The 19,778-nt window shown below is 59.4% G+C and carries 14 protein-coding genes; 10 read left to right on the plus strand and 4 right to left on the minus strand.

Annotation, left to right across the window (positions count from 1 at the left end):
- The first annotated feature begins 153 nt into the window (after positions 1-153).
- Positions 154-2,652, plus strand: a complete 2,499-nt coding sequence (gene plsB, locus RT582_RS15210) for a glycerol-3-phosphate 1-O-acyltransferase PlsB (protein ID WP_313478275.1) — start codon at positions 154-156, stop codon at positions 2,650-2,652.
- 5 nt (positions 2,653-2,657) lie between these two features.
- Here plsB and RT582_RS15215 read toward each other — a convergent pair whose 3' ends face one another.
- A complete protein-coding gene (locus RT582_RS15215; protein ID WP_313478277.1) occupies positions 2,658-3,086 on the minus strand; it encodes an N-acetyltransferase in 429 nt (142 codons plus the stop codon).
- Positions 3,087-3,277: 191 nt separating this feature from the next.
- Here RT582_RS15215 and RT582_RS15220 point away from each other — a divergent pair, with 191 nt between their 5' ends.
- Positions 3,278-3,949, plus strand: coding sequence for a DUF4197 domain-containing protein (locus RT582_RS15220; RefSeq protein WP_278400126.1), 672 nt, complete (start codon positions 3,278-3,280; stop codon positions 3,947-3,949).
- Between the two features lie 25 nt (positions 3,950-3,974).
- On the opposite strand, the gene RT582_RS15225 is transcribed toward RT582_RS15220, so the two are convergent.
- Together RT582_RS15225 and RT582_RS15230 are read right to left on the minus strand one after the other, a co-directional pair.
- A complete protein-coding gene (locus RT582_RS15225) occupies positions 3,975-5,591 on the minus strand; it encodes an ATP-binding protein (protein ID WP_313478280.1) in 1,617 nt (538 codons plus the stop codon).
- Between the two features lie 11 nt (positions 5,592-5,602).
- Positions 5,603-6,319: a winged helix-turn-helix domain-containing protein gene (locus RT582_RS15230; RefSeq protein WP_110777546.1), complete on the minus strand. Its 717-nt coding sequence runs from the start codon at positions 6,317-6,319 to the stop codon at positions 5,603-5,605.
- 700 nt (positions 6,320-7,019) lie between these two features.
- Between RT582_RS15230 and RT582_RS15235 the strand changes: the two genes are divergently transcribed.
- The 5 genes from RT582_RS15235 (at position 7,020) to RT582_RS15255 (ending at position 15,260) form a co-directional block, all read left to right on the plus strand.
- On the plus strand, positions 7,020-9,902 hold the full coding sequence (locus RT582_RS15235; protein WP_313478284.1) for a ribonucleoside-diphosphate reductase subunit alpha: 2,883 nt from the start codon (positions 7,020-7,022) through the stop codon (positions 9,900-9,902).
- Positions 9,903-10,092: 190 nt separating this feature from the next.
- A complete protein-coding gene (locus tag RT582_RS15240) occupies positions 10,093-11,298 on the plus strand; it encodes a tyrosine-type recombinase/integrase (protein ID WP_313478286.1) in 1,206 nt (401 codons plus the stop codon).
- Positions 11,291-12,748 carry a site-specific integrase gene (locus RT582_RS15245; RefSeq protein ID WP_313478289.1) on the plus strand — a complete coding sequence of 486 codons (1,458 nt, stop codon included), beginning with the start codon at positions 11,291-11,293 and terminating at the stop codon, positions 12,746-12,748. The genes RT582_RS15240 and RT582_RS15245 overlap by 8 nt, the downstream gene beginning before the upstream one ends.
- Positions 12,741-14,849: a hypothetical protein gene (locus tag RT582_RS15250; RefSeq protein ID WP_313478291.1), complete on the plus strand. Its 2,109-nt coding sequence runs from the start codon at positions 12,741-12,743 to the stop codon at positions 14,847-14,849. The genes RT582_RS15245 and RT582_RS15250 overlap by 8 nt, the downstream gene beginning before the upstream one ends.
- Positions 14,850-15,260, plus strand: coding sequence for a hypothetical protein (locus tag RT582_RS15255; RefSeq protein WP_313478294.1), 411 nt, complete (start codon positions 14,850-14,852; stop codon positions 15,258-15,260).
- Between the two features lie 6 nt (positions 15,261-15,266).
- Here RT582_RS15255 and RT582_RS15260 read toward each other — a convergent pair whose 3' ends face one another.
- Positions 15,267-16,067, minus strand: coding sequence for a hypothetical protein (locus RT582_RS15260; RefSeq protein WP_313478296.1), 801 nt, complete (start codon positions 16,065-16,067; stop codon positions 15,267-15,269).
- Between the two features lie 769 nt (positions 16,068-16,836).
- Here RT582_RS15260 and RT582_RS15265 point away from each other — a divergent pair.
- The 3 genes from RT582_RS15265 to RT582_RS15275 all read left to right on the plus strand — a co-directional run bounded on the left by RT582_RS15265 (position 16,837) and on the right by RT582_RS15275 (position 19,475).
- Positions 16,837-18,084 (plus strand): ribonucleotide-diphosphate reductase subunit beta, encoded by a 1,248-nt coding sequence (locus RT582_RS15265; RefSeq protein ID WP_101274155.1) that lies wholly within the window; start codon positions 16,837-16,839, stop codon positions 18,082-18,084.
- Positions 18,085-18,206: 122 nt separating this feature from the next.
- Positions 18,207-18,632 (plus strand): hypothetical protein, encoded by a 426-nt coding sequence (locus RT582_RS15270; RefSeq protein WP_313478300.1) that lies wholly within the window; start codon positions 18,207-18,209, stop codon positions 18,630-18,632.
- 141 nt (positions 18,633-18,773) lie between these two features.
- Positions 18,774-19,475 (plus strand): hypothetical protein, encoded by a 702-nt coding sequence (locus RT582_RS15275; RefSeq protein WP_313478303.1) that lies wholly within the window; start codon positions 18,774-18,776, stop codon positions 19,473-19,475.
- Positions 19,476-19,778 lie beyond the last annotated feature (303 nt).

Raw genomic sequence — 19,778 nt, forward strand, 5'->3', positions numbered from 1 at the left:
GTGTCCGCGTTAGGTCTGCGCAGAGAATCCGGGCGCCGAGTAGCCCTGCCGATCGCTGGCGGTTCGCCGGCAGAGAGTTTTGCCCGCCCTCCCCGCTTGCGGCACACTTGCCGCCTTCGAGGGCATTGCCCCTTCCATAGCCGAATCTGCCGTATGACTCGCTCCCCCCTTCGCCGTCTGATCTTCTCCGTATTGCGCCGCGTGCTGTACTTCTGGGTGCGCTCGGAGACCATCAACCAGTCTGCCTTCACCCTCAAGCTGGACCGCAGCAAGCCGGTGTTCTACGTGCTGCAGCAACCCTCGCTGAGCGATCTCGCGGTGCTGGACGTCGAGTGCAGCAAGGCCGGGTTACCACGCCCGGTGGCCGATGTGGCGGTGGGCGACCACGTCGAGCCGGCCGCGTTCTTCTTTCTCAATCCGGCAACGAGCTGGTTTGGCCGACGCACGCGTCTGGTGGCGCCGCCAACGCTGGTCCGGCTGGTCGGCGCACTGGAGCACAACGCGGTGGAAAACGCGCAGATCATCCCGGTCAGCGTGTTCTGGGGGCAGTCGCCGAATCGCGAGACCAGCGCCTGGAAGCTGCTGTTCGCCGACAGCTGGGCGGTCACCGGGCGCCTGCGCAAACTGCTCAGCATCCTGGTTCTGGGGCGCAAGACCCGCGTGCAGTTCTCCGCACCGATCCAGCTCAACGAGCTGATCGCACTGAACAAGGGCCACGAGCGCACCCTGCGCATGGTCCATCGCATGCTGCGCGTGCACTTCCGCAACCAGAAGACCGCCGTGATCGGCCCCGACCTGTCGCACCGGCGCAATCTGGTCAAGGGCCTGGTGCACGCACCGCAGGTCCGGCAGGCGATTCGCGACGAGGCCGAGCGCGAGAACTTTTCCATCGAGCGGGCCGAAGCCAGGGCGCTGCGCTACGGCAACGAGGTGGCCTCGGACTACGCCTACACCGCCGTGCGCTTCCTCGAAGTGGTGCTGTCCTGGTTCTGGAACAAGATCTACGACGGCATCCGCGTCAACCATATCGAGCCGCTGCAGGAAGCCGTGCGCGGCTACGAGGTGATCTACGTCCCCTGCCATCGCAGCCATATCGACTACCTGCTGCTGTCCTACCTGCTGTTCCGCAACGGCCTGACGCCGCCGCACATCGCCGCCGGCATCAACCTCAACATGCCAGTCATTGGTAGCCTGCTGCGCCGCGGTGGCGCCTTCTTCATGCGCCGCTCGTTCAAGGGCAACCCGCTGTACACCTCGGTGTTCAACGAATACCTGCACAACCTGTTCACCCGCGGCTTCCCCGTCGAGTATTTCGTCGAGGGCGGCCGTTCGCGCACTGGCCGCATGCTGCAACCCAAGACCGGCATGCTGGCCCTGACCCTGCGCAGCTACGTGCGCTCGTCACGCCTGCCGATCCTGTTCGTGCCGGTCTACATCGGCTACGAGCGCGTGCTGGAAGGCCGCACCTACCTGGGTGAACTGCGCGGCGCGGCGAAGAAGAAGGAATCGATCTTCGACATCTTCAAGGTCATCGGTGCGCTCAAGCAGCGCTTCGGCCAGGTCTGGGTCAACTTCGGCGAACCGCTCAAGCTCAACGAATTCCTCGACCAGGAGCAGCCTGGCTGGCGCCAGCAGACCTACGCGCCGGACTACCGTCCCGAATGGCTGAACGACGCCACCAATCGCCTGGCCGAGCGCATTGCCCAGCGCCTGAACGAGGCGGCGGCAGTCAACCCGGTCAACCTGGTGGCGCTGGCGATGCTCTCCACCAGCCGCCAGGCCCTGGACCAGCAATCCCTGGCGCGGATTCTCGATCTCTATCAGGCGCTGTTACGTGCGGTGCCCTACTCGCCGCACACCACGCTGCCGGAAGGCGACGGCAACGCGCTGATCGCGTACGTGAAGAGCCTCGACCTGCTCGCCGAACAGAAGGACGCGCTGGGCAACATCCTCTATCTGGACGAGCAGAACGCCGTCCTGATGACCTACTACCGCAACAACGTGATGCACATCTTCGCGTTGCCGGCACTGCTGGCGAGCTTCTTCCAGAGCAGCTCGCGCATCAGCCGCGAGCAGATCCAGCGCTTCACCGAGGCGCTGTACCCGTACCTGCGTGCCGAGCTGTTCATGCGCTGGGAAGTCGAGGAGCTGGAAGCCGTGGTCGACCAGTGGCTGGCGGCCTTCGTCGAGCGCGGCCTGCTCAAGGTGGACGGCAACCACTACGTGCGCCCGGCCCCGAGCTCGCGGCAGTTCGTCCTGCTCACTCTTCTCGCTCGCGTCGTGGTGCAGACCCTGCAGCGCTTCTACATGGCCACCTCGCTGCTGCTCAACAGTGGCCAGCACAGCCTGAGCGCCGAGGAGCTGGAAAACCTCTGCACGGTCATGGCCCAGCGCCTGTCGATCCTGCATGGGCTGAACGCGCCGGAGTTCTTCGACAAGGCGCTGTTCCGCCATTTCATCCAGAGCATGCAGGAACAGGGCGTGGTCAGCCCGGACGAAAACGGCCGCCTCGGCTATCACGAAAAGCTCGCGGAACTGGCCGAGGGCGCAGCCAAGCGCGTGCTACCGGCGGAGATTCGCCTGTCGATCCGTCAGGTGGCACTGGAACGTCATCACGACGATTCCGATTCGACGCCTCCCGAGGCCGCCTGACGCGGTCAGTCCCGCTGCCAGGCCATCGCCAGTTCAGGATGGCCGGTGTGCGGGTCTAACTGTTCGCTGATCACGGCAAAGCCATGTCGGCGATAGAAGGCGACGCTGGCGGAATTGGCGCTGTAGACCGTCAGCTCGAGCCGCTCACGCACGGTCTTGGCCTGCTCGATCAGCGCCGAGCCGATACCGCTGCCCTGGGCGCTCGGCGCCACGAAGATCGCCGCCAGGACGTCCCCGACCAGCGCGACGAATCCCAGCACCTCGTCTTCACGCTCATCGACCCAGATCTGCGCCGCCGGCAGATAGATATCACGCATGTCATCCAGCTTCGACGCCCAGAACGCCGGGGCAATGAAGTCATGGGCGCGGATCGATGCAGCCTGCCAGATCGCCAGCACCGGCTCCAGGTCATCGGGGCGAAAGGGACGGATCATGCGAGTCGGCTCCATAACGACGGGGGCCGCAACCTTAGCGCATCAGTAACAACCTGTCCCCCGCCTGCCTGACCCATACTGCTGGTAAACGCCTGCGCCTTGCCCGGCATTGCTTTAGCATCGGCGCCAGACCATACGGCAGTTAGTAGCCCGCTGCTTCCGCACCATTCAATGATCATGAGGTTAACGCCATGTTGCGCATCACCACTCTCGTTGCAGGCCTGGCACTTTCCGCCAGCGCTTTCGCCCTTTCACTTTCCGACCTGACCCAGAGCGACGCCAGCGCCGGCCTCAAGGATGCCTTGAGCCAGGGCGCCAAGGTCGCCGTGCAGCAGCTCGGTCGCCCTGGCGGTTTCAGTAGCGATCCGGACGTGCGTATCGAGCTGCCGGGCAACATCGGCAAGGCCTCGCGGATGCTGAAGATGCTCGGCATGGGTGCGCAGGTCGAGCAGCTGGAGAACAGCATGAACCTCGCCGCCGAGAAGGCCGTGCCGGAAGCCCAGCAACTGCTGCTGGATGCCGTGCGCAAGATGACCGTGCAGGACGCCAAGGCCATTCTTGCCGGTGGCGATGACTCGGCCACCCAGTACCTCGACCAATCCAGCCGCGAGCAGATTCGCGCGAAATTTCTGCCCATCGTCAAACAGGCCACCGACCAGGTCGGCCTGGCGCAGCAGTACAACGCCGTCGCCGCCAAGGTGCCGGCTGGCATGAACGGCAGTTACGCGAATATCGAAAGCTATGTCACCGAACAGGCGCTCGATGGCCTGTTCACCGTGATCGCCGAGCAGGAAGCGAGCATTCGCAAGAACCCCGCCGCCGCGGCCACCAGCCTGGCGAAAAAGGTGTTCGGACTGCTTTGAGAGATTGGGTCGAGCTGCGCTGGCTTCAGCCAGCCGCTGCTCGGTCCGCCCTGCGCCGCGGCCAGACCAGGCTGAAACGCGCGCCGCCCAGGTCGCTGTGCCCCAGCTGCGAGCGACCGCCGTGCCAGTAGATGATCCGCCGCACGATGGACAAGCCCAGCCCGTGTCCGCCCGAGGCGCGGGTACGGCTGTCGTCCAGGCGCAGGAACGGGGTGAAGACCTTTTCCCAATCCGCTTCCGGCACGCCGGGGCCATCGTCGTCCACCTCCAGCCGCACCGTTTGCCCATCGATGGCGAAGCTGACCTGCACCCGACTCTCGGCATGGCGCATGGCGTTGTTGATCAGGTTGCTCAGGGCGCGGCGCAGGTATTGCGGCTCCGCCTCGGCCCAGCAACTGCCATCGGCTGCCGTTGTGCATTCGCCACGGCTGACGCTGACATCGGGACGTAACGGCGCCAGCTCACCGATCACCTGATCGACCAGCCCACCCAGGTCGACCTGCAGGAAATGCAGGGTCGGCGAGCCGCGCTCCAACCGCGAATACACCAGCATTTCATCGACCAGCGCATCGAGGTCGTCGATATCGCCGTCCATGCCTTCCAGGTACTTGCGCCGGGCCTCGTCGGTCTGCGCCTCGGCGCTCATTTCCAGGCCGAAACGCAGGCGCGCGACCGGCGTGCGCAGTTCATGGGCCACCGCGCTGACCATCTCCCGCTGCACCGCCAGCAAACGCTGCAGATGCCTGGCCATCCCGTTGAACGCCGCCGCCAGGCGCCCGACCGAATCGGTACCGACATCCGGCACGCGGGTTTCCAGATTGCCCGCGGCGATACGGGTCGCCGCACCTTCCAGCACGCTCAGGCGCTGCTCCAGCTGGCGCACCAGCAGGTACACGGTAAGACCGATCAACGACAGGCCGAGCAGGCCGATCAAGATCAGCAACTGCGGCGGATAGGGATTCATCTGGTACAACGGACCGAGCTGCATGATCCAGCCGGTGCCGGCGATAGCCGCAAACACCCGCACGGCATCACCGCCGCGAGCGAGCGCCATCACCGTGTCGCCCTCGTCCAGCCGCCGACGCTGGTCGTCATCGAGGTTGGCGCTGTCGCGGGTCAGCAATTCCAGATTGAAGCCGAAACCACGCGCCTGCTTGAGCGCGGCCAAGCGCTGCGGCTGTTCGGCTTCGGGATAGCGGATCAGCTCGTCGATCAGCAGATAGATGGTGGCGCGCGCCAGCTGTTCGCTGAGCTGCTCGACTTCACCGGTAAGCACCAGGCGATCCCGTGCACTGACCAGGCTGAAGACCGTGGTGCTCTGCGGTCGGATCTGCTCGACCAGCACCTGCCCACGCAGCAGGCGCGCCTCCAGGCGACTTTCCAGGCGAACGTCATCCAGCGTGCGCACCCGCAGCGGTATGCCCAGCAGCCGCCCCCAGAGGTTCGCCGCCTGGCGCCGCTCGATCGGCGTCATGCTGCTCATGTTGTGCGCCATCAGGCGGAAGGTGCCGCTGGCCAGGCGCTCGCGGTGATCGTCCGCGCGGTACTGGTTGAGCAGGTGCAGGCCGCCGGCGCCGAGCAGCGCCACCAGCACGAGCACCCCCAGCATGCCGCCATAGATGCGCAGGAAGATCGAATTCATGGGCGGCGGCGCTACACCATCGCCACGGCAGCTTCGGAAACAAACAGATAGCCCTTGCCGCGCACCGTCTTGATCAGCCGCGGATGATCGGGATCGTCACCGATCTTGGGGCGGATACGCGAAATACGCACATCGATGGAGCGGTCCTGACCGTCGTATTCGATGCCGCGCAGCTCGGCGAAGATTTCTTCACGGGAAAGAATGCGTCCGGGGTTGGAGGTCAGCAGCCAGAGCAGGTCGAACTCGGCGCCGGTCAGTTCGATCTGCTGTTCGCGCAGCCAGGCTTCGCGCAACGCGCTGTCGATCACCAACGGGCCGAACTGCAGGCGCTTGGCATTGGTCGGTGCTTCTGGCGGCTGACGACGCAGCAAGGCGCGGATGCGCGCCAGCAACAGACGCGGACGCACCGGCTTGCAGACATAGTCGTCGGCGCCGGTTTCCAGCCCCAACACCTGATCCAGATCGTCGGCCCGCGCGGTGAGCATGAGGATCGGGCCATCGTAGCGGTCACGCACACGCCGGCAGATCGACAGGCCATCCTCGCCGGGCAGCATCAGATCGAGCACCACCAGATCCGGACGCTCCGCGATGATGCGCTCGGCGGCGCAGGCGCCATCCGATTCGATCGACACCTCGAAGCCGCCACTGCTCTGCAGGTATTCCTGCGTCAGCTCGGCCAGCCGTCGATCGTCCTCGACGATGAGAATCCGCCACGTCTCTTGCTCCATCCCCGCCCCCTGTCAGACCGTCAGGCCACAAACGAACAGCGCGCATTGTACCCAACGCCCGGCCCGGCACGATGCACAAAAAGCGGGCAGCAGCAAACACAACATGTAGTGTCATTGACCATCATCAAAATATGCCCGGCGGCGCGTATTTCGTCGGCATTCGACCGAGCGCCGCAGCCATGCGGCCTGCGGCCGGACGCCGCGCTTTCACCCACAATCCGCACACATGTTATCCACAGGTTATCCCAGACAGCTGCCTTGCATTGGCCCGGAGCCAGCATTATCTTGTCGCTCCTGCGCGCCCTGACCCCTAGATATTGGGCCTGCGCACCGCAACTGACACAATCGAGACATTTTCGAGAGCTGGGCTATCGCCCCCATTGCTCTGCAACACCGTCGGCAGCCTCAGGTCAAGCATTAATGCAAGCCTTCGACAGTCGTCTCCCTGACTTCAAGCGCGGAACTAGCAGCTGTGCTCGGAGCCAAGACAAAACACAACATATTGTGTTGACAGTTTTTCCAGCCTGACTATCCTTCCGGCAACGACTTAGCTCGTCAGCGGCCTAGTCAGGACTATTCCTTGCGATACCACCATGCACCGCGATGCGGGGCATGGCTCATGCAGTAACGACGCCGGGCTCAACGAAGCCCGCGCAGACAGAACCAGAACCGCGACTAAAAGAGAGAATCCGGAGCCCCCATGCAGAACCCATCCACTCGCGAGAACCCGCTGTCAGCCGATGCACCGGATCTGGCGGCTACCGCCCCGGGCCAGCTGCGCGTGATCAAGCGCAACGGTACCGTCGTCCCCTACACCGACGACAAGATCACCGTCGCCATCACCAAGGCCTTTCTCGCAGTGGAAGGCGGTAACGCTGCCGCTTCCTCGCGTATTCACGACACCGTCGCGCGCCTGACCGAGCAGGTCACCGCCACCTTCCGTCGTCGCATGCCCTCCGGTGGCACCATCCATATCGAAGAAATCCAGGACCAGGTCGAACTGGCCCTGATGCGTGCCGGTGAGCAGAAAGTCGCGCGTGACTACGTGATCTACCGCGAAGCCCGTAGCCAGGAGCGCAAGAGCGCCGCGGCCAACGACATCGCCCAGCCGCACCCGAGCATCCGCGTCACCCGCGCCGATGGCAGCCAGCAGCCGCTGGACATGGGTCGCCTGCAGACCATCATCACCGAAGCCTGCGAAGGCCTGGCCGAAGTCGATGGCGCGCTGATCGAGCGTGAAACCCTGAAGAACCTCTACGACGGCGTGGCCGAGAAGGACGTCAACACCGCCCTGGTGATGACTGCCCGCACCCTGGTCGAGCGTGAGCCAAACTACAGCCAGGTCACCGCGCGCCTGCTGATGGACACCCTGCGTGCCGAAGCCCTGGGCTTCCTCGGCGTTGCCGAAGCCGCCACCCATCACGAGATGGCCGACCTCTACGCCAAGGCCCTGCCGGCCTACATCGAGAAAGGCGTCGAGTTCGAACTGCTCGATTCCAAGCTCAAGAGCTACGACCTGGCCAAGCTGGGCGCCGCACTCAACCACGAGCGCGACCAGCAGTTCACCTACCTCGGCCTGCAGACCCTGTACGACCGCTACTTCATCCACAAGGACAATGTCCGCTTCGAGCTGCCGCAGATCTTCTTCATGCGCGTCGCCATGGGCCTGGCCATCGAAGAAGAGCAGAAAGAAGCCCGCGCCATCGAGTTCTATAACCTGTTGTCGTCCTTCGACTACATGGCCTCGACGCCGACCCTGTTCAACGCCGGCACCCTGCGTCCGCAGCTGTCCTCCTGCTACCTGACCACCGTGCCGGACGACCTGGGCGGCATCTACGACGCCATCCGCGATAACGCCCTGCTCTCCAAGTTCGCCGGCGGCCTGGGCAACGACTGGACCCCGGTGCGCGCACTGGGCGCCTACATCAAGGGCACCAACGGCAAATCCCAGGGCGTCGTGCCCTTCCTGAAAGTGGTCAACGACACCGCCGTCGCGGTCAACCAGGGCGGCAAGCGCAAGGGCGCGGTCTGCGCGTACCTGGAAACCTGGCACCTGGACATCGAGGAATTCCTCGAACTGCGCAAGAACACCGGTGACGACCGTCGCCGCACCCACGACATGAACACCGCCAACTGGATTCCGGACCTGTTCATGAAGCGCGTCTTCGACGACGGCCCCTGGACCCTGTTCTCCCCGTCCGACGTCCCCGACCTGCACGACCTCACCGGCCGCGCCTTCGAGGAGCGTTACGAGTACTACGAGGAGCTGACCAAGTACGGCAAGATCAAGCTGTTCAAGACCCTGCCGGCCAAGGACCTCTGGCGCAAGATGCTCTCGATGCTGTTCGAGACCGGCCACCCGTGGCTGACCTTCAAGGACCCGTGCAACCTGCGCAGCCCGCAGCAGCACGTCGGCGTGGTGCACAGCTCCAACCTGTGCACCGAGATCACCCTGAACACCAACAAGGACGAGATCGCCGTCTGCAACCTGGGCTCGATCAACCTGGTCAACCACATCAAGGACGGCAAGCTCGACGCCGCCAAGCTGGAGCGCACCGTGCGCACCGCTGTACGCATGCTCGATAACGTCATCGACATCAACTACTACAGCGTGCCGCAGGCGCAGAACGCCAACTTCAAGCACCGCCCGGTGGGCCTCGGCATCATGGGCTTCCAGGACGCGCTGTACCTGCAGCACATCGCCTACGGTTCCGACGCCGCCATCGACTTCGCCGACAAGTCCATGGAAGCCATCAGCTACTTCGCCATCCAGGCCTCCTGTGACCTGGCCGACGAGCGTGGCGCCTACTCCAGCTTCCAGGGCTCGCTGTGGTCCCAGGGCGTCCTGCCGCTGGATTCCCAGCAGATCCTCATCGAGGCCCGTGGCCAGAAGTACATCGACGTCGACCTGACCGAATCCCTGGACTGGGCGCCGATCCGCGAGCGCGTCAAGAAAGGCATCCGCAACTCCAACATCATGGCCATCGCCCCGACCGCGACCATCTCCAACATCGTTGGCGTGTCGCAGTCCATCGAGCCGACGTACCAGAACCTGTACGTCAAATCGAACCTGTCCGGCGAGTTCACCGTGATCAACCCGTACCTGGTCCACGACCTCAAGGCCCGCGGCCTGTGGGACCCGGTCATGGTCAACGACCTCAAGTACTACGACGGCTCCGTACAGCAGATCGAGCGCATCCCGCAGGATCTGAAAGACATGTACGCCACCGCCTTCGAGGTGGAAACCAAGTGGATCGTCGACGCTGCCAGCCGCCGCCAGAAGTGGATCGACCAGGCGCAGTCGCTGAACCTGTACATCGCCGGCGCCTCGGGCAAGAAGCTCGACGTGACCTACCGCATGGCCTGGTACCGTGGCCTGAAAACCACCTACTACCTCCGTGCCCTGGCCGCGACCAGCACCGAGAAGTCCACCATCAACACCGGCAAGCTGAACGCCGTGTCCAGTGGTGGCAGCGAGGCGGCGAACTCCGCCAGCGCCGCTCCGGCTGCTGCAGAGCCACAGCCGGCTCCGGTGCCGCTGGCGTGTTCCATCGATAACCCCGACTGCGAAGCCTGCCAATAACACTAAGGTGTTTGAAAACGTATACATCCAATAAGATTCACTATCTAGACCCCTGTAAACACTAGGCCTTAGTCGTTTACAGGGGGTATAGACAAAACCTATAATCCTAGGCATTACACCTAATGACTAGGAAATGTAAACATTGCAAGCCTTCTCCATTCGTTCATTCACTGCTTCGGATGGAGTAGAGATGGCTGTCTTGGTTGATGACCAGGGCAGCCCCCTCTTCCTCCCCAACGTCTACGCGACGTTCAGTTACCGCGATGTCGGTTCCTCTTCAGCAACGATCAAGAAAGCGCTCAGAGCTTTAGGCATGGCCTATCTTTGGGCCTCTGCCAGAAAGCTTGATCTGCATGCAGCCCTTAGCTCGGAAGCCTTCCTCTCCATCGAGCAGTGTGAGGATCTGGCCTTCTTCCTTCGCTTGGATAGGGCATCACAAGACCGAGAGTTGGCTATGAGCCTGGAAGAGCTGCCGTCACGGGTTGTTCGGCTTGAGCAGGTACGCGGCGGGTTCCACCAGAAAGCCGCAGAGCTCACAGCTTGCTCCGCTGAGGAAGGGGCCTATCGAATCCGTACCGTTGCATCCTTCCTTGAGTTCCAGCTGGCAAGGGTCGAGCAAGGCCTGCCGCGCCAGGCTCCAGGTACAGGGAAGGATAAGGCCGCACACCCTTCCATACGCCGACTGAAGGCGCTGATCCCCAAGGTCAGCAACGCGGATGAGAGCGACGCCCTGGAGGGCATGGATGAGGTCACGATGGCGTTCGCAGACGAGATTTTCGACCCTGCCGCCGAGATCAACCCGTTCAGCACCGACTTCATCAAGCACCGCAATCATCTGGTGTACCGGATGCTGTCTGACAGTGGTATGCGCCGGAGTGAGCTGCGCTTCGTGAAAGTCGATGACGTGAGCTATGCCAACAATCGCGTGCGTATTCGGGTCTCTAAGACCCAAGGTCGCACCGTCCCTATCTCCAGTACGACTGCGCTCGCCTTTCACCATTTCGTCGTTGAGCACTGGACGAAAATCCCTGCCAAGCAGAGGGCCCACGGCTACCTCTTCACCACCGCAGAGGGGCGCCATATCTGCGCCGACACGATCAATCTCATCTTCAGGACAGCCAGGAAGAAGGCCCACGAGCTGCCTGAGGGCTTTGCACCCCACTCGCTGAGGCGGACGTGGAATGACAGGTTCAGCACGAAGGTTGATAAGGCCCCTCCCGAAAAGCGCATCCCCAAGAACGAAGAGGAACAGGTAAGGAACCGCCTGATGGGATGGAGGAAAGACTCCCAGATGAGTGCTCGCTACTCGCGCAGAACCATAAGGGTAAAGTCCGACCAAATTGCAGAAGAACTAGCCAACGAAATTGCGACGGGCAAGAAGAAATACGATGAATAACGAAGTGCTAGTTCAACGACGCGAAGCCTCAGCACCGACAGAAACCACACTGATCTTGCTGGATGGCAGGGTAGTCACTGTCAAGATTGGAGAGTCGTTCCAGGTATACAACAGTGATGGCGAGTCGATGCGATTGCACTTCGGCATTTTTAGTGAAGGGAACACCTTTCACCAAGCGCTATTCAAAGTAATATGCGGAACCCTTTCAACGCATAGCCTAAAGTACAACGTAACCATCACGGTTGCTTTGCGACATTGGTTTGCTGTGGAGAATTTCAAGCAAGAGGACATTGTTCAAATCGATCATGTCGGTCTGATTGCGAAGATACCGCCTCATTACATCGCCTTTATCATTCCAGCACTACGGCGAATCAAAGATCAACGACTGGATGGCATATCTCCAGAGGTCATAGACTTCCTAAGCGACAATTACAAATGGGAAGAGAGAGGCAATGGGGCCTATTACACACTAATTACCAATGACCCAATAAGCGGCGCACTGACCGATCAAGAGCTTAGTAGCATTCATAGCGAGCTCAACTATGCCTACTCAAATGGCTCGATAAGCCAAGAAGCATTCACCCTTGCATGGTTCTTCATCGGCACAGGAATTCGACCTGTACAAGCCGCCCGCATGTTGAACTCAGACGTTCAAATCACAAACGGGGCCGAAGGCAAGGAAGTAACTCTAAGAATCCCTCTCGCTAAGGGTGAGGGCGGCGGAACACCTGAGTATTGGATAAGACGAGCGCCAACTGTTCTTGCTGAATGCTTAATTGAATACCTAGATAAACGAGACGAAAAGTCTAGCGACGCAAAGCTATTTAGGGGGACGCCGCACGCAATTGGAGACCGCCTAACAGAGACCTTGCGCCCCCTGAACACGTATTCGGATCGCCTTGAGCAACGCATACCTGTCACTCCTTACCGCTTCCGCTACACCCTTGCGACACGCGCCCTGGCCCATGGTGCCTCTGACTTCGAAGTGGCAAGGCTCCTGACGCACCGGAGCACTAGCTGCATCCAGTTCTACCGTGCCTCAATGCCTCAGCTCCAGAACCCTATCCGTGAGGCTATTGGGAAGGAGATGGAATTCTTCGCCAGGGCCTTCCAGGGGCGCCTTATCACGTCCCTGGACGAGTCCACACGGGCTGGGGATGAGGACTCGGTGATTGCCGACTTCCTGCGCCTAACGGGCCAGACGGTGGGGGCCTGCGGAACCCGCGCTGAGTGCCACCAGAACGCGCCCATTGCGTGCATGTACTGCCATCACTTTGAGCCCCTGCTTGATGCTCCTTGGGAGACCCTTATGGCCTCGCTGAAGGCCGACCAAGACATGGAAAAAGATGATCGCATTCGCGAGATCAACCACAACGCCATGTCAGCAATTAACGAGATCATTATCGCCCGCGATAAAAAGCGCACCACGGATGACGATAGCAATGGGTGAGTTAGTTTATTTCTCTGGCAAGGCCGATCTTACAGCCAAGCAGAACTTGAGCGACTTTAATCGTCATGCCGCAGCCAACTGCCCATTTCAAAAAATTGTGTGGACAGAGAATAGCTGGGATATCTCGACCTTTCTGATTGGACGCAACCAAGGGCGAACCAAGAAGATCGCTCACTTTAAATCACTGAGAGATAAGTCGGGCAACAAGTCTACTGTCGACACGCCATTTGATATGCCGTTCCTAGAGTTCGCCAAATCGACCTTCAGCGAAATCATGCGTCGATTTAAGCTCCAAGAGTACCGTCGATTTCTTTATGCCCTGCAAGCAATCGAGCAATCGCTACTGGATGCAGCCGTAGAACCCTGCGTAACCAGAGTAAACGCCAACATATTGGATAGCGCCTCGGATATTCTCCGGGCTCGCTTTAAGGATGCTTGGTCTGTTGGTAGGTGCCTGGAGCGTATTGTCACCGAGATCATCATTCCGGCAAGACTAGTGAACCACAACCTATCGTGGAAGTCGCCGATACCCTATCAGCAGGTAGTTAGGAATGACCGCCTTGATCCGACGATGCGTGAGGAGAACACCTCTAAGCTTCCTGATATCCAGTCAATTCTGAATCTGGCAAAGATCCACCACGAATCGAAAAACTTGTCTGATAACATCGTTACTAGCTTTGTGTCGCTGGCGATGTTTGCACCTAGCCGGGTATCAGAAATACTGACACTACCCGTCGATTGCATTACATCTGCACAGGGCGATGAAGGCGAGATGATGGGGATATCTTGGAGACCCGCAAAAGGCGGCACTCCAATGACCAAGTTCTCCACTTCGGATGCATCGGAAGAGATCGCCAAAGACGCCGTGAAATTCTTCACTGAGTTGGGTGCAAGCGCCCGCGTTGCAGCGAAGTGGTACGCGGATAACCCCGGCCAACTGTACCTGCCACCTGGCTTTGAACACCTGCGGGGTCAGCCGCTTACGCTGCGAGAGGCAAGCTTCATCCTGGGCAGGAAAACCCCTATCCAGAGCGGCCACGCCAGAAGGGTGGGCCTCGAACTTACCGGCGAGAAGACTCATGACCGTGCGCGCATGGATGAGTCGAGTGGCGCGAGGGGCACCTCCCTCTTCAGCTGGGATTCCCTGGAGCAAACCGTTCTGGCGAAGCTGCCGGCCACCTTCCCGATTCTGGATGGGGAATCAGGCCTGATGTGGCACGAAGCGCTATTCCTGATCCCTGAGCACGCCCTGAGGCCGAACGTTGAGGCCAACATGAACGTGCCGTTCACGATCACCACCAACATGCTGAACAACCAGCTGGGCTCCAACCCTGCTGGGGTAACGGTCTTCTCGCGCAACGGCATGACGCACAAGGATGGCAGCTCTATCGCCATCACGACGCACCAGTTCAGGCACCTGCTGAATACTCTGGCCCAATCCAAGCACCTGTCGGAATCTCTGATCGCATTCTGGTCGGGCCGGAAGCACATCACTCAGAACGCGTGGTACGACCATCTTCCGCAGGAAGCCTTCATCGAGGCGTACACCAAGCTAGGCGACAACGCCCCTGAATTGAGCGTGCAAGGGCCCATCGCTGGCAAGGCTAGAGCCATGGCCGAGAACAACGGCCTAACGCACAGCCAGGCCCTCAAGATCGAGCTGGGAGCCATCCATAGCACCCGGTACGGCATCTGCCGGCACGACTATGCACTGACACCCTGCCCGAAGGACAAGGACTGCACCATGTGTGGAGAGCATGCCGTTGTGAAGGGCGATGCCAGGCATCTTGCCGAGGCGAGATACCAAACGGAGATCCACGAGAAAGCCCTCCAGATGGCCCAGCAAGCCCTGGAGAACGGGGAGCCTGGGGCATCCCGGTGGATCAAGCACAACGAGGGCCGCCTGCAACGCTGGAGGCTTGTCTCGGAGCTCCTGACAGACCCTGAGACCCCGGATGGCACGTTCATCACGCTTCCGCCACCGGAGCACTCTCAGTCCAAGACCGGGCTCGCTCAGGCGGTGCGTATCGTCAACGCCGTTGAGCCTGACGATGAGTCTGCTGACGACTTGAACACCCTGCTTGAATTGGAGTTCTTCTAAATGGGTGCCCCTAAGCTCACCGACAAAGACATTGAGAAGGCTGTCCTGCTGCTTGATGGATGGTCAGGCAAGCTCACCTGGGATCGCTATCTGGCCGTGCTAGCAGTGGAGATAGGCCACACCTACACCAAGGTGGCCATGCTGCGTCAGCCGAGGATTAAGGCAGCCTGGGATCTGGCCAAGGACAGGGTACACGAGAGCGCTCCTCGCGGGGGCTATGGCAATGTCGCCATGTCGCTCTCAGCAGAGCGGATACGCGAGCTGGAGAGGCGCGTAGAGCGCCTAACGTTTGAAAACAATGAACTGCTTGAGCAGTTCGTCCGATGGGCTCACAACGCAACCCGGCGAGGCCTCTCCCTGACCGACCTCGACAAGCCTTTGCCACTAGCAGAGAAGAAGGCCACCAAGTAATAGTCGTCACTGCCTGGAGAGCAGTTCGTTTTCAATGATGTCAAAGGCCATTGCAACGACCCGAACAGCTAGCTCATAGCCTTTCCAGAGGGTATCCCGATCATCTGGGAGGTCGCGATAGCGTGCAGAGATCTCTGGGTAGATCGCGAGCTCTGCTTCGGTGAAGCTTAAGCCTGGCTTGACCTTCAGAAGCTCCGTTCTTAACGGAACAAGACCGTGGCCGAACGGCCTCTTTCGAAGCGTCTCTTCGGTATGCCCTAGCGTCAGGATGAGCACGGCCTTGATAGCGATCTCTACCGCCAGGCGCGAGTCCTCCAGCGCTTTCGCACTAGGAGGGGAACTGAGAAGGGCCGCAGTCGCACTGCTGAGCTGCCTAGAGGCCCCAATTACGAACTGTCCCGTATCTGATGGATTAGCCTCATCAAGTCGCCTGATGTTCTCCTCCATCACGAAGACTCCATAGGCATTCTGAAAATGCTGAACGTACCCTTCAAGCGAGACTGGTGAACTGGCTAAACGCTGAATCAGATGAGCAGGTACGCTCCTGAACTGCCTTAAAGGGTTTATCTGCACAGTGCCATAGACCAAAGGCATTGCAACCTCCAAGAAGCACATGTCCCAGTAGAACGCTGCTCTACCAAAAGGCTGGCTCACATGAAGCCCGTAGGCAGTGTTTCTGCTGAACCACTCCCCAATGACTCGGGTGGCCTCAGCGCCGAAGGCTAGGCTCTGCTTAGACTCGATGCACCACCTCCGAAATGCCTCCATCGGACGACGCTCAGGGATAAATCCCTCCTTGGCCAGCATCTCGTTGATACCTTCAAGCCATGACTCCGTTGGCAGCTTTATCCCTGACACTGCTTGTCCCTCCCTCAGATCAATATGTGAGCGGAATAATGGCACAAGCGGTCGTCATACTTGCCTCAAATTTGCGTATACTTTGGCCACCGTAAAAGGCGGTCGAAGGCAGCAATGTTTACGATTTTCCGCTGTTCCCGATGTCGTCCTTTCTTAACCTTCCATCTTAAAGGAGTTCTGAAGAATGTTTACGAAATCGGCATCGGCGTTTTGCCAATAACTTCAAAGTCGCGGCCCCCAGAGCGGTCCGCGCGTTGTTGCCCGCCAGCCCGGCCCCCATCACGTACATGCGTACGCTCAGGGGCTCCGGACTGACGGGCGCCTAGCGCGACCTCGCTCTGGAACCCGCTCACACCGAGCGGTTTTTTAAGAACGAAGCGAACGGCCCGTTCTCGCTTGCCAGGTACCCACAGCCAACGCGGTGGCTATCGATCGAACAAGCCAGACGCCAACACCAAACCAGTCCCCTCGCCCCTCTGGGGAGAGGGTTAGGGTGAGGGGCAACCCTCCAGACAAACACAAGCGGTCGGACCAGACACCTGACCGTCCCCTCGCCCCTCCGGGGAGAGGGTCAGGGTGAGGGGCAACCCCAACCAGACGATACAAAAGGCCGGACCTATCTCGGCCCAAACCAAATACCCGCTTTTGCGTGCAAACCAAAAGCACCCAAACACATCCGACCGGCCAAGCCCCGGTCCCCGATCAGGAGCTATCGCACATGCTGAGCTGGGACGAATTCAACGAAGAAGACACCACCACCGCCGCGCCGGCCCCCGCTGCCGCGCAGCCGGCAGGCCAGACCGCAGCCAAGCTGGACAACGACGCCGCCGGCTCCGTGGAAGAAGCCCGCGCCGTTGCCGCCAGTGACTCCGACGCCATCGCCCGCGCCAAGCGCGCGCTGGACGACCTGGACATCCAGGAAGGTCTCAACGAACTGGAAGGCGAATCGGCCCGCGTACGCGTCGACGAGAAGCGTATGATCAACGCCCGCGCCGACCTCAACCAGCTCGTACCCTTCAAGTACGACTGGGCCTGGCAGAAGTATCTGGATGGTTGCGCCAACCACTGGATGCCGCAGGAAGTGAACATGAACGCCGACATTGCCCTGTGGAAGAGCAAGGACGGCCTCAGCGAAGACGAGCGCCGCATCGTCAAGCGCAACCTCGGCTTCTTCTCCACCGCCGACAGCCTGGTCGCCAACAACCTCGTGCTGGCCACCTACCGCCTGATCACCAACCCCGAGTGCCGCCAGTACATCCTGCGCCAAGCCTTCGAAGAGGCGATCCACACCCACGCCTACCAGTACTGCATCGAATCGCTGGGCATGGATGAAGGCGAGATCTTCAACATGTACCACGAGATCCCGAGCGTCGCGAAAAAGGCCAGCTGGGGCCTCAAGTACACCCGCTCCATCTCCGACCCGACCTTCCAGACCGGCACCCCGGAGACCGACAAGCAATTCCTGCGCAACCTCATTGCCTACTACTGCGTACTCGAAGGCATCTTCTTCTATTGCGGCTTCACCCAGATCCTCTCCATGGGCCGCCGCAACAAAATGACCGGCACCGCCGAGCAGTTCCAGTACATCCTGCGCGACGAGTCCATGCACCTGAACTTCGGCATCGACATGATCAACCAGATCAAGATCGAGAACCCGCATCTGTGGGACGCCGAGATGAAGGACGAAGCAACCCAGATGATCCTCCAGGGCACCCAACTGGAAATCGAATACGCCCGCGACACCATGCCCCGTGGCGTACTCGGCATGAACGCCGCGATGATGGAGGACTACCTCAAGTTCATCGCCAACCGTCGTCTGACGCAGATCGGCTTGAAGGAAGAGTATCCAGGCACTACCAACCCGTTCCCATGGATGAGCGAGATCATGGACCTGAAGAAGGAGAAGAACTTCTTTGAGACGCGGGTTATTGAGTATCAGACTGGTGGGGCTTTGAGCTGGGATTGAGTTCCTGGGTCTTGACCGTTAGGACAGATTAGAAACGCTTTGCCGGAAATGGATATTCGGGGTAGCGAGAGAAACCAAAAGCCCCGCCTAGTGCGGGGCTTTCTTAATTCAGGACCAAAAACATGATTCAAGAACACCACAAACGAGATGATGTATTCGGTCTCTCTCGCGATATTCCTCTGAACTATGTGACTAGAGAATACGCAGATAAAAAATTCCTAACTAACCTCCGCTCCCAAAAACATGTCGTGCTCTACGGCGGATCAAAGCAAGGGAAGACATGCCTTCGGAAGCACTGCCTCGCCCCAGACCAATACATTTTGGTTCAGTGTGTAAATGGACTAGATAGCGCCGGCCTGAACGCCAGCATCCTAAAAAGAGCCGGCTTTGAAATCACTCAATCTCAAACAAAAACTGCCGCAGGCAAAAACAAAGTCACCGCAGCATTCAAAGCAAAGTTACTGGACATCGGAATTGAGCTAGGCGGTGAAAAAGGGACAGAAACGCAAGTATCAGTTGTCACCGCACCACTTGAACTTGACCTTTAAGATGTCAATGACGTAATTCAAGCGCTGACATCAATAAACTTCTCAAAAATAATCGTCCTTGAAGATTTTCACTACCTACCCACCGAAACGCAGAAGGACTTTGCATTCTCTCTAAAGAGCATTCCATGAAATATCCAAACTGTGTTTCGTGATTGTTGGGGTTGGCTGGAAGACAACAGGCTTATTGTCTACAACGGAGACTTAACAGGCCGAGTAATTTCTGTAAACGCAGACATCTGGCATAAGTCCGAGCTCCAAGAGGTTATAGACCACGGCGGAGCTCTACTAGGAATAACTTTTGACAAGAACTTTTCCGCCGAACTAATCCAGAGATGCAAAGATAGCGTATATATCTTACAAGAAGCCTGCAGAAGAACATGCGAAAAGAATGGCGTTGATGAAACACTAGACACACCCAAGGAAATCGGGCGCGGTGAAAACGTCCAACAACTTGTAAAAGAAATTGTCAATGAGCAGTCTGCTCGTTATAACTCATTTCTCACAGCATTTTCTGACGGCTTCCAAGACACCGAATTAGAAATGTACAAGTGGTTGCTCTACCCTCTACTCACGGCAAATATCGACGAACTAGAACAGGGACTCTTGTATAGAAGGATCAGACAAGTTCTTTCCGAAAAACATCCTAAAGGCGAAGCTCTAAACCCTGGAAACATTACACAGGCACTACAGTCCGCTTCATCACTGCAGGTCAAGCGAGATATTAAGCCCATCATCATCGACTACGACCAAACAAACAAAAAGCTCAATATCGTTGATAAAGGATTCCTCGTTTGGCTTGCCCACCAAGACATTCAAGAAATTCTGAATGATATTGGCTACTAACAATAATGAAAAAAGAGGAAAAAAGGGGACCAGGAAAAAAGGGGACAGATTTATTTTCTGCTGCCGGCTCGCTGTTCCGCGTCCCCCGCCACGCTTTCCTTGGTCCCACCGACAGGTTTCGCCTTGGGGCGAGTCACTTCTCTTGTCTGGCCAAGAGAAAGTAACCAAAGAGAAGGCCACCTCGGCATCCGGGTCTGGCCTGCGGCCAGACTTCCCTCGCTCCGGCGCTGCTACGGAGGCCGGCTTACAAGGTAAGCGCTCCATAAACTCCATCTTCAAACGAGCAGGCAGTCGGCCGATTCT

Origin of the sequence: Stutzerimonas kunmingensis, from assembly GCF_032106285.1 — a bacterium.
In the GTDB taxonomy this organism is placed as follows: Bacteria; Pseudomonadota; Gammaproteobacteria; order Pseudomonadales; family Pseudomonadaceae; genus Stutzerimonas; species Stutzerimonas kunmingensis_B.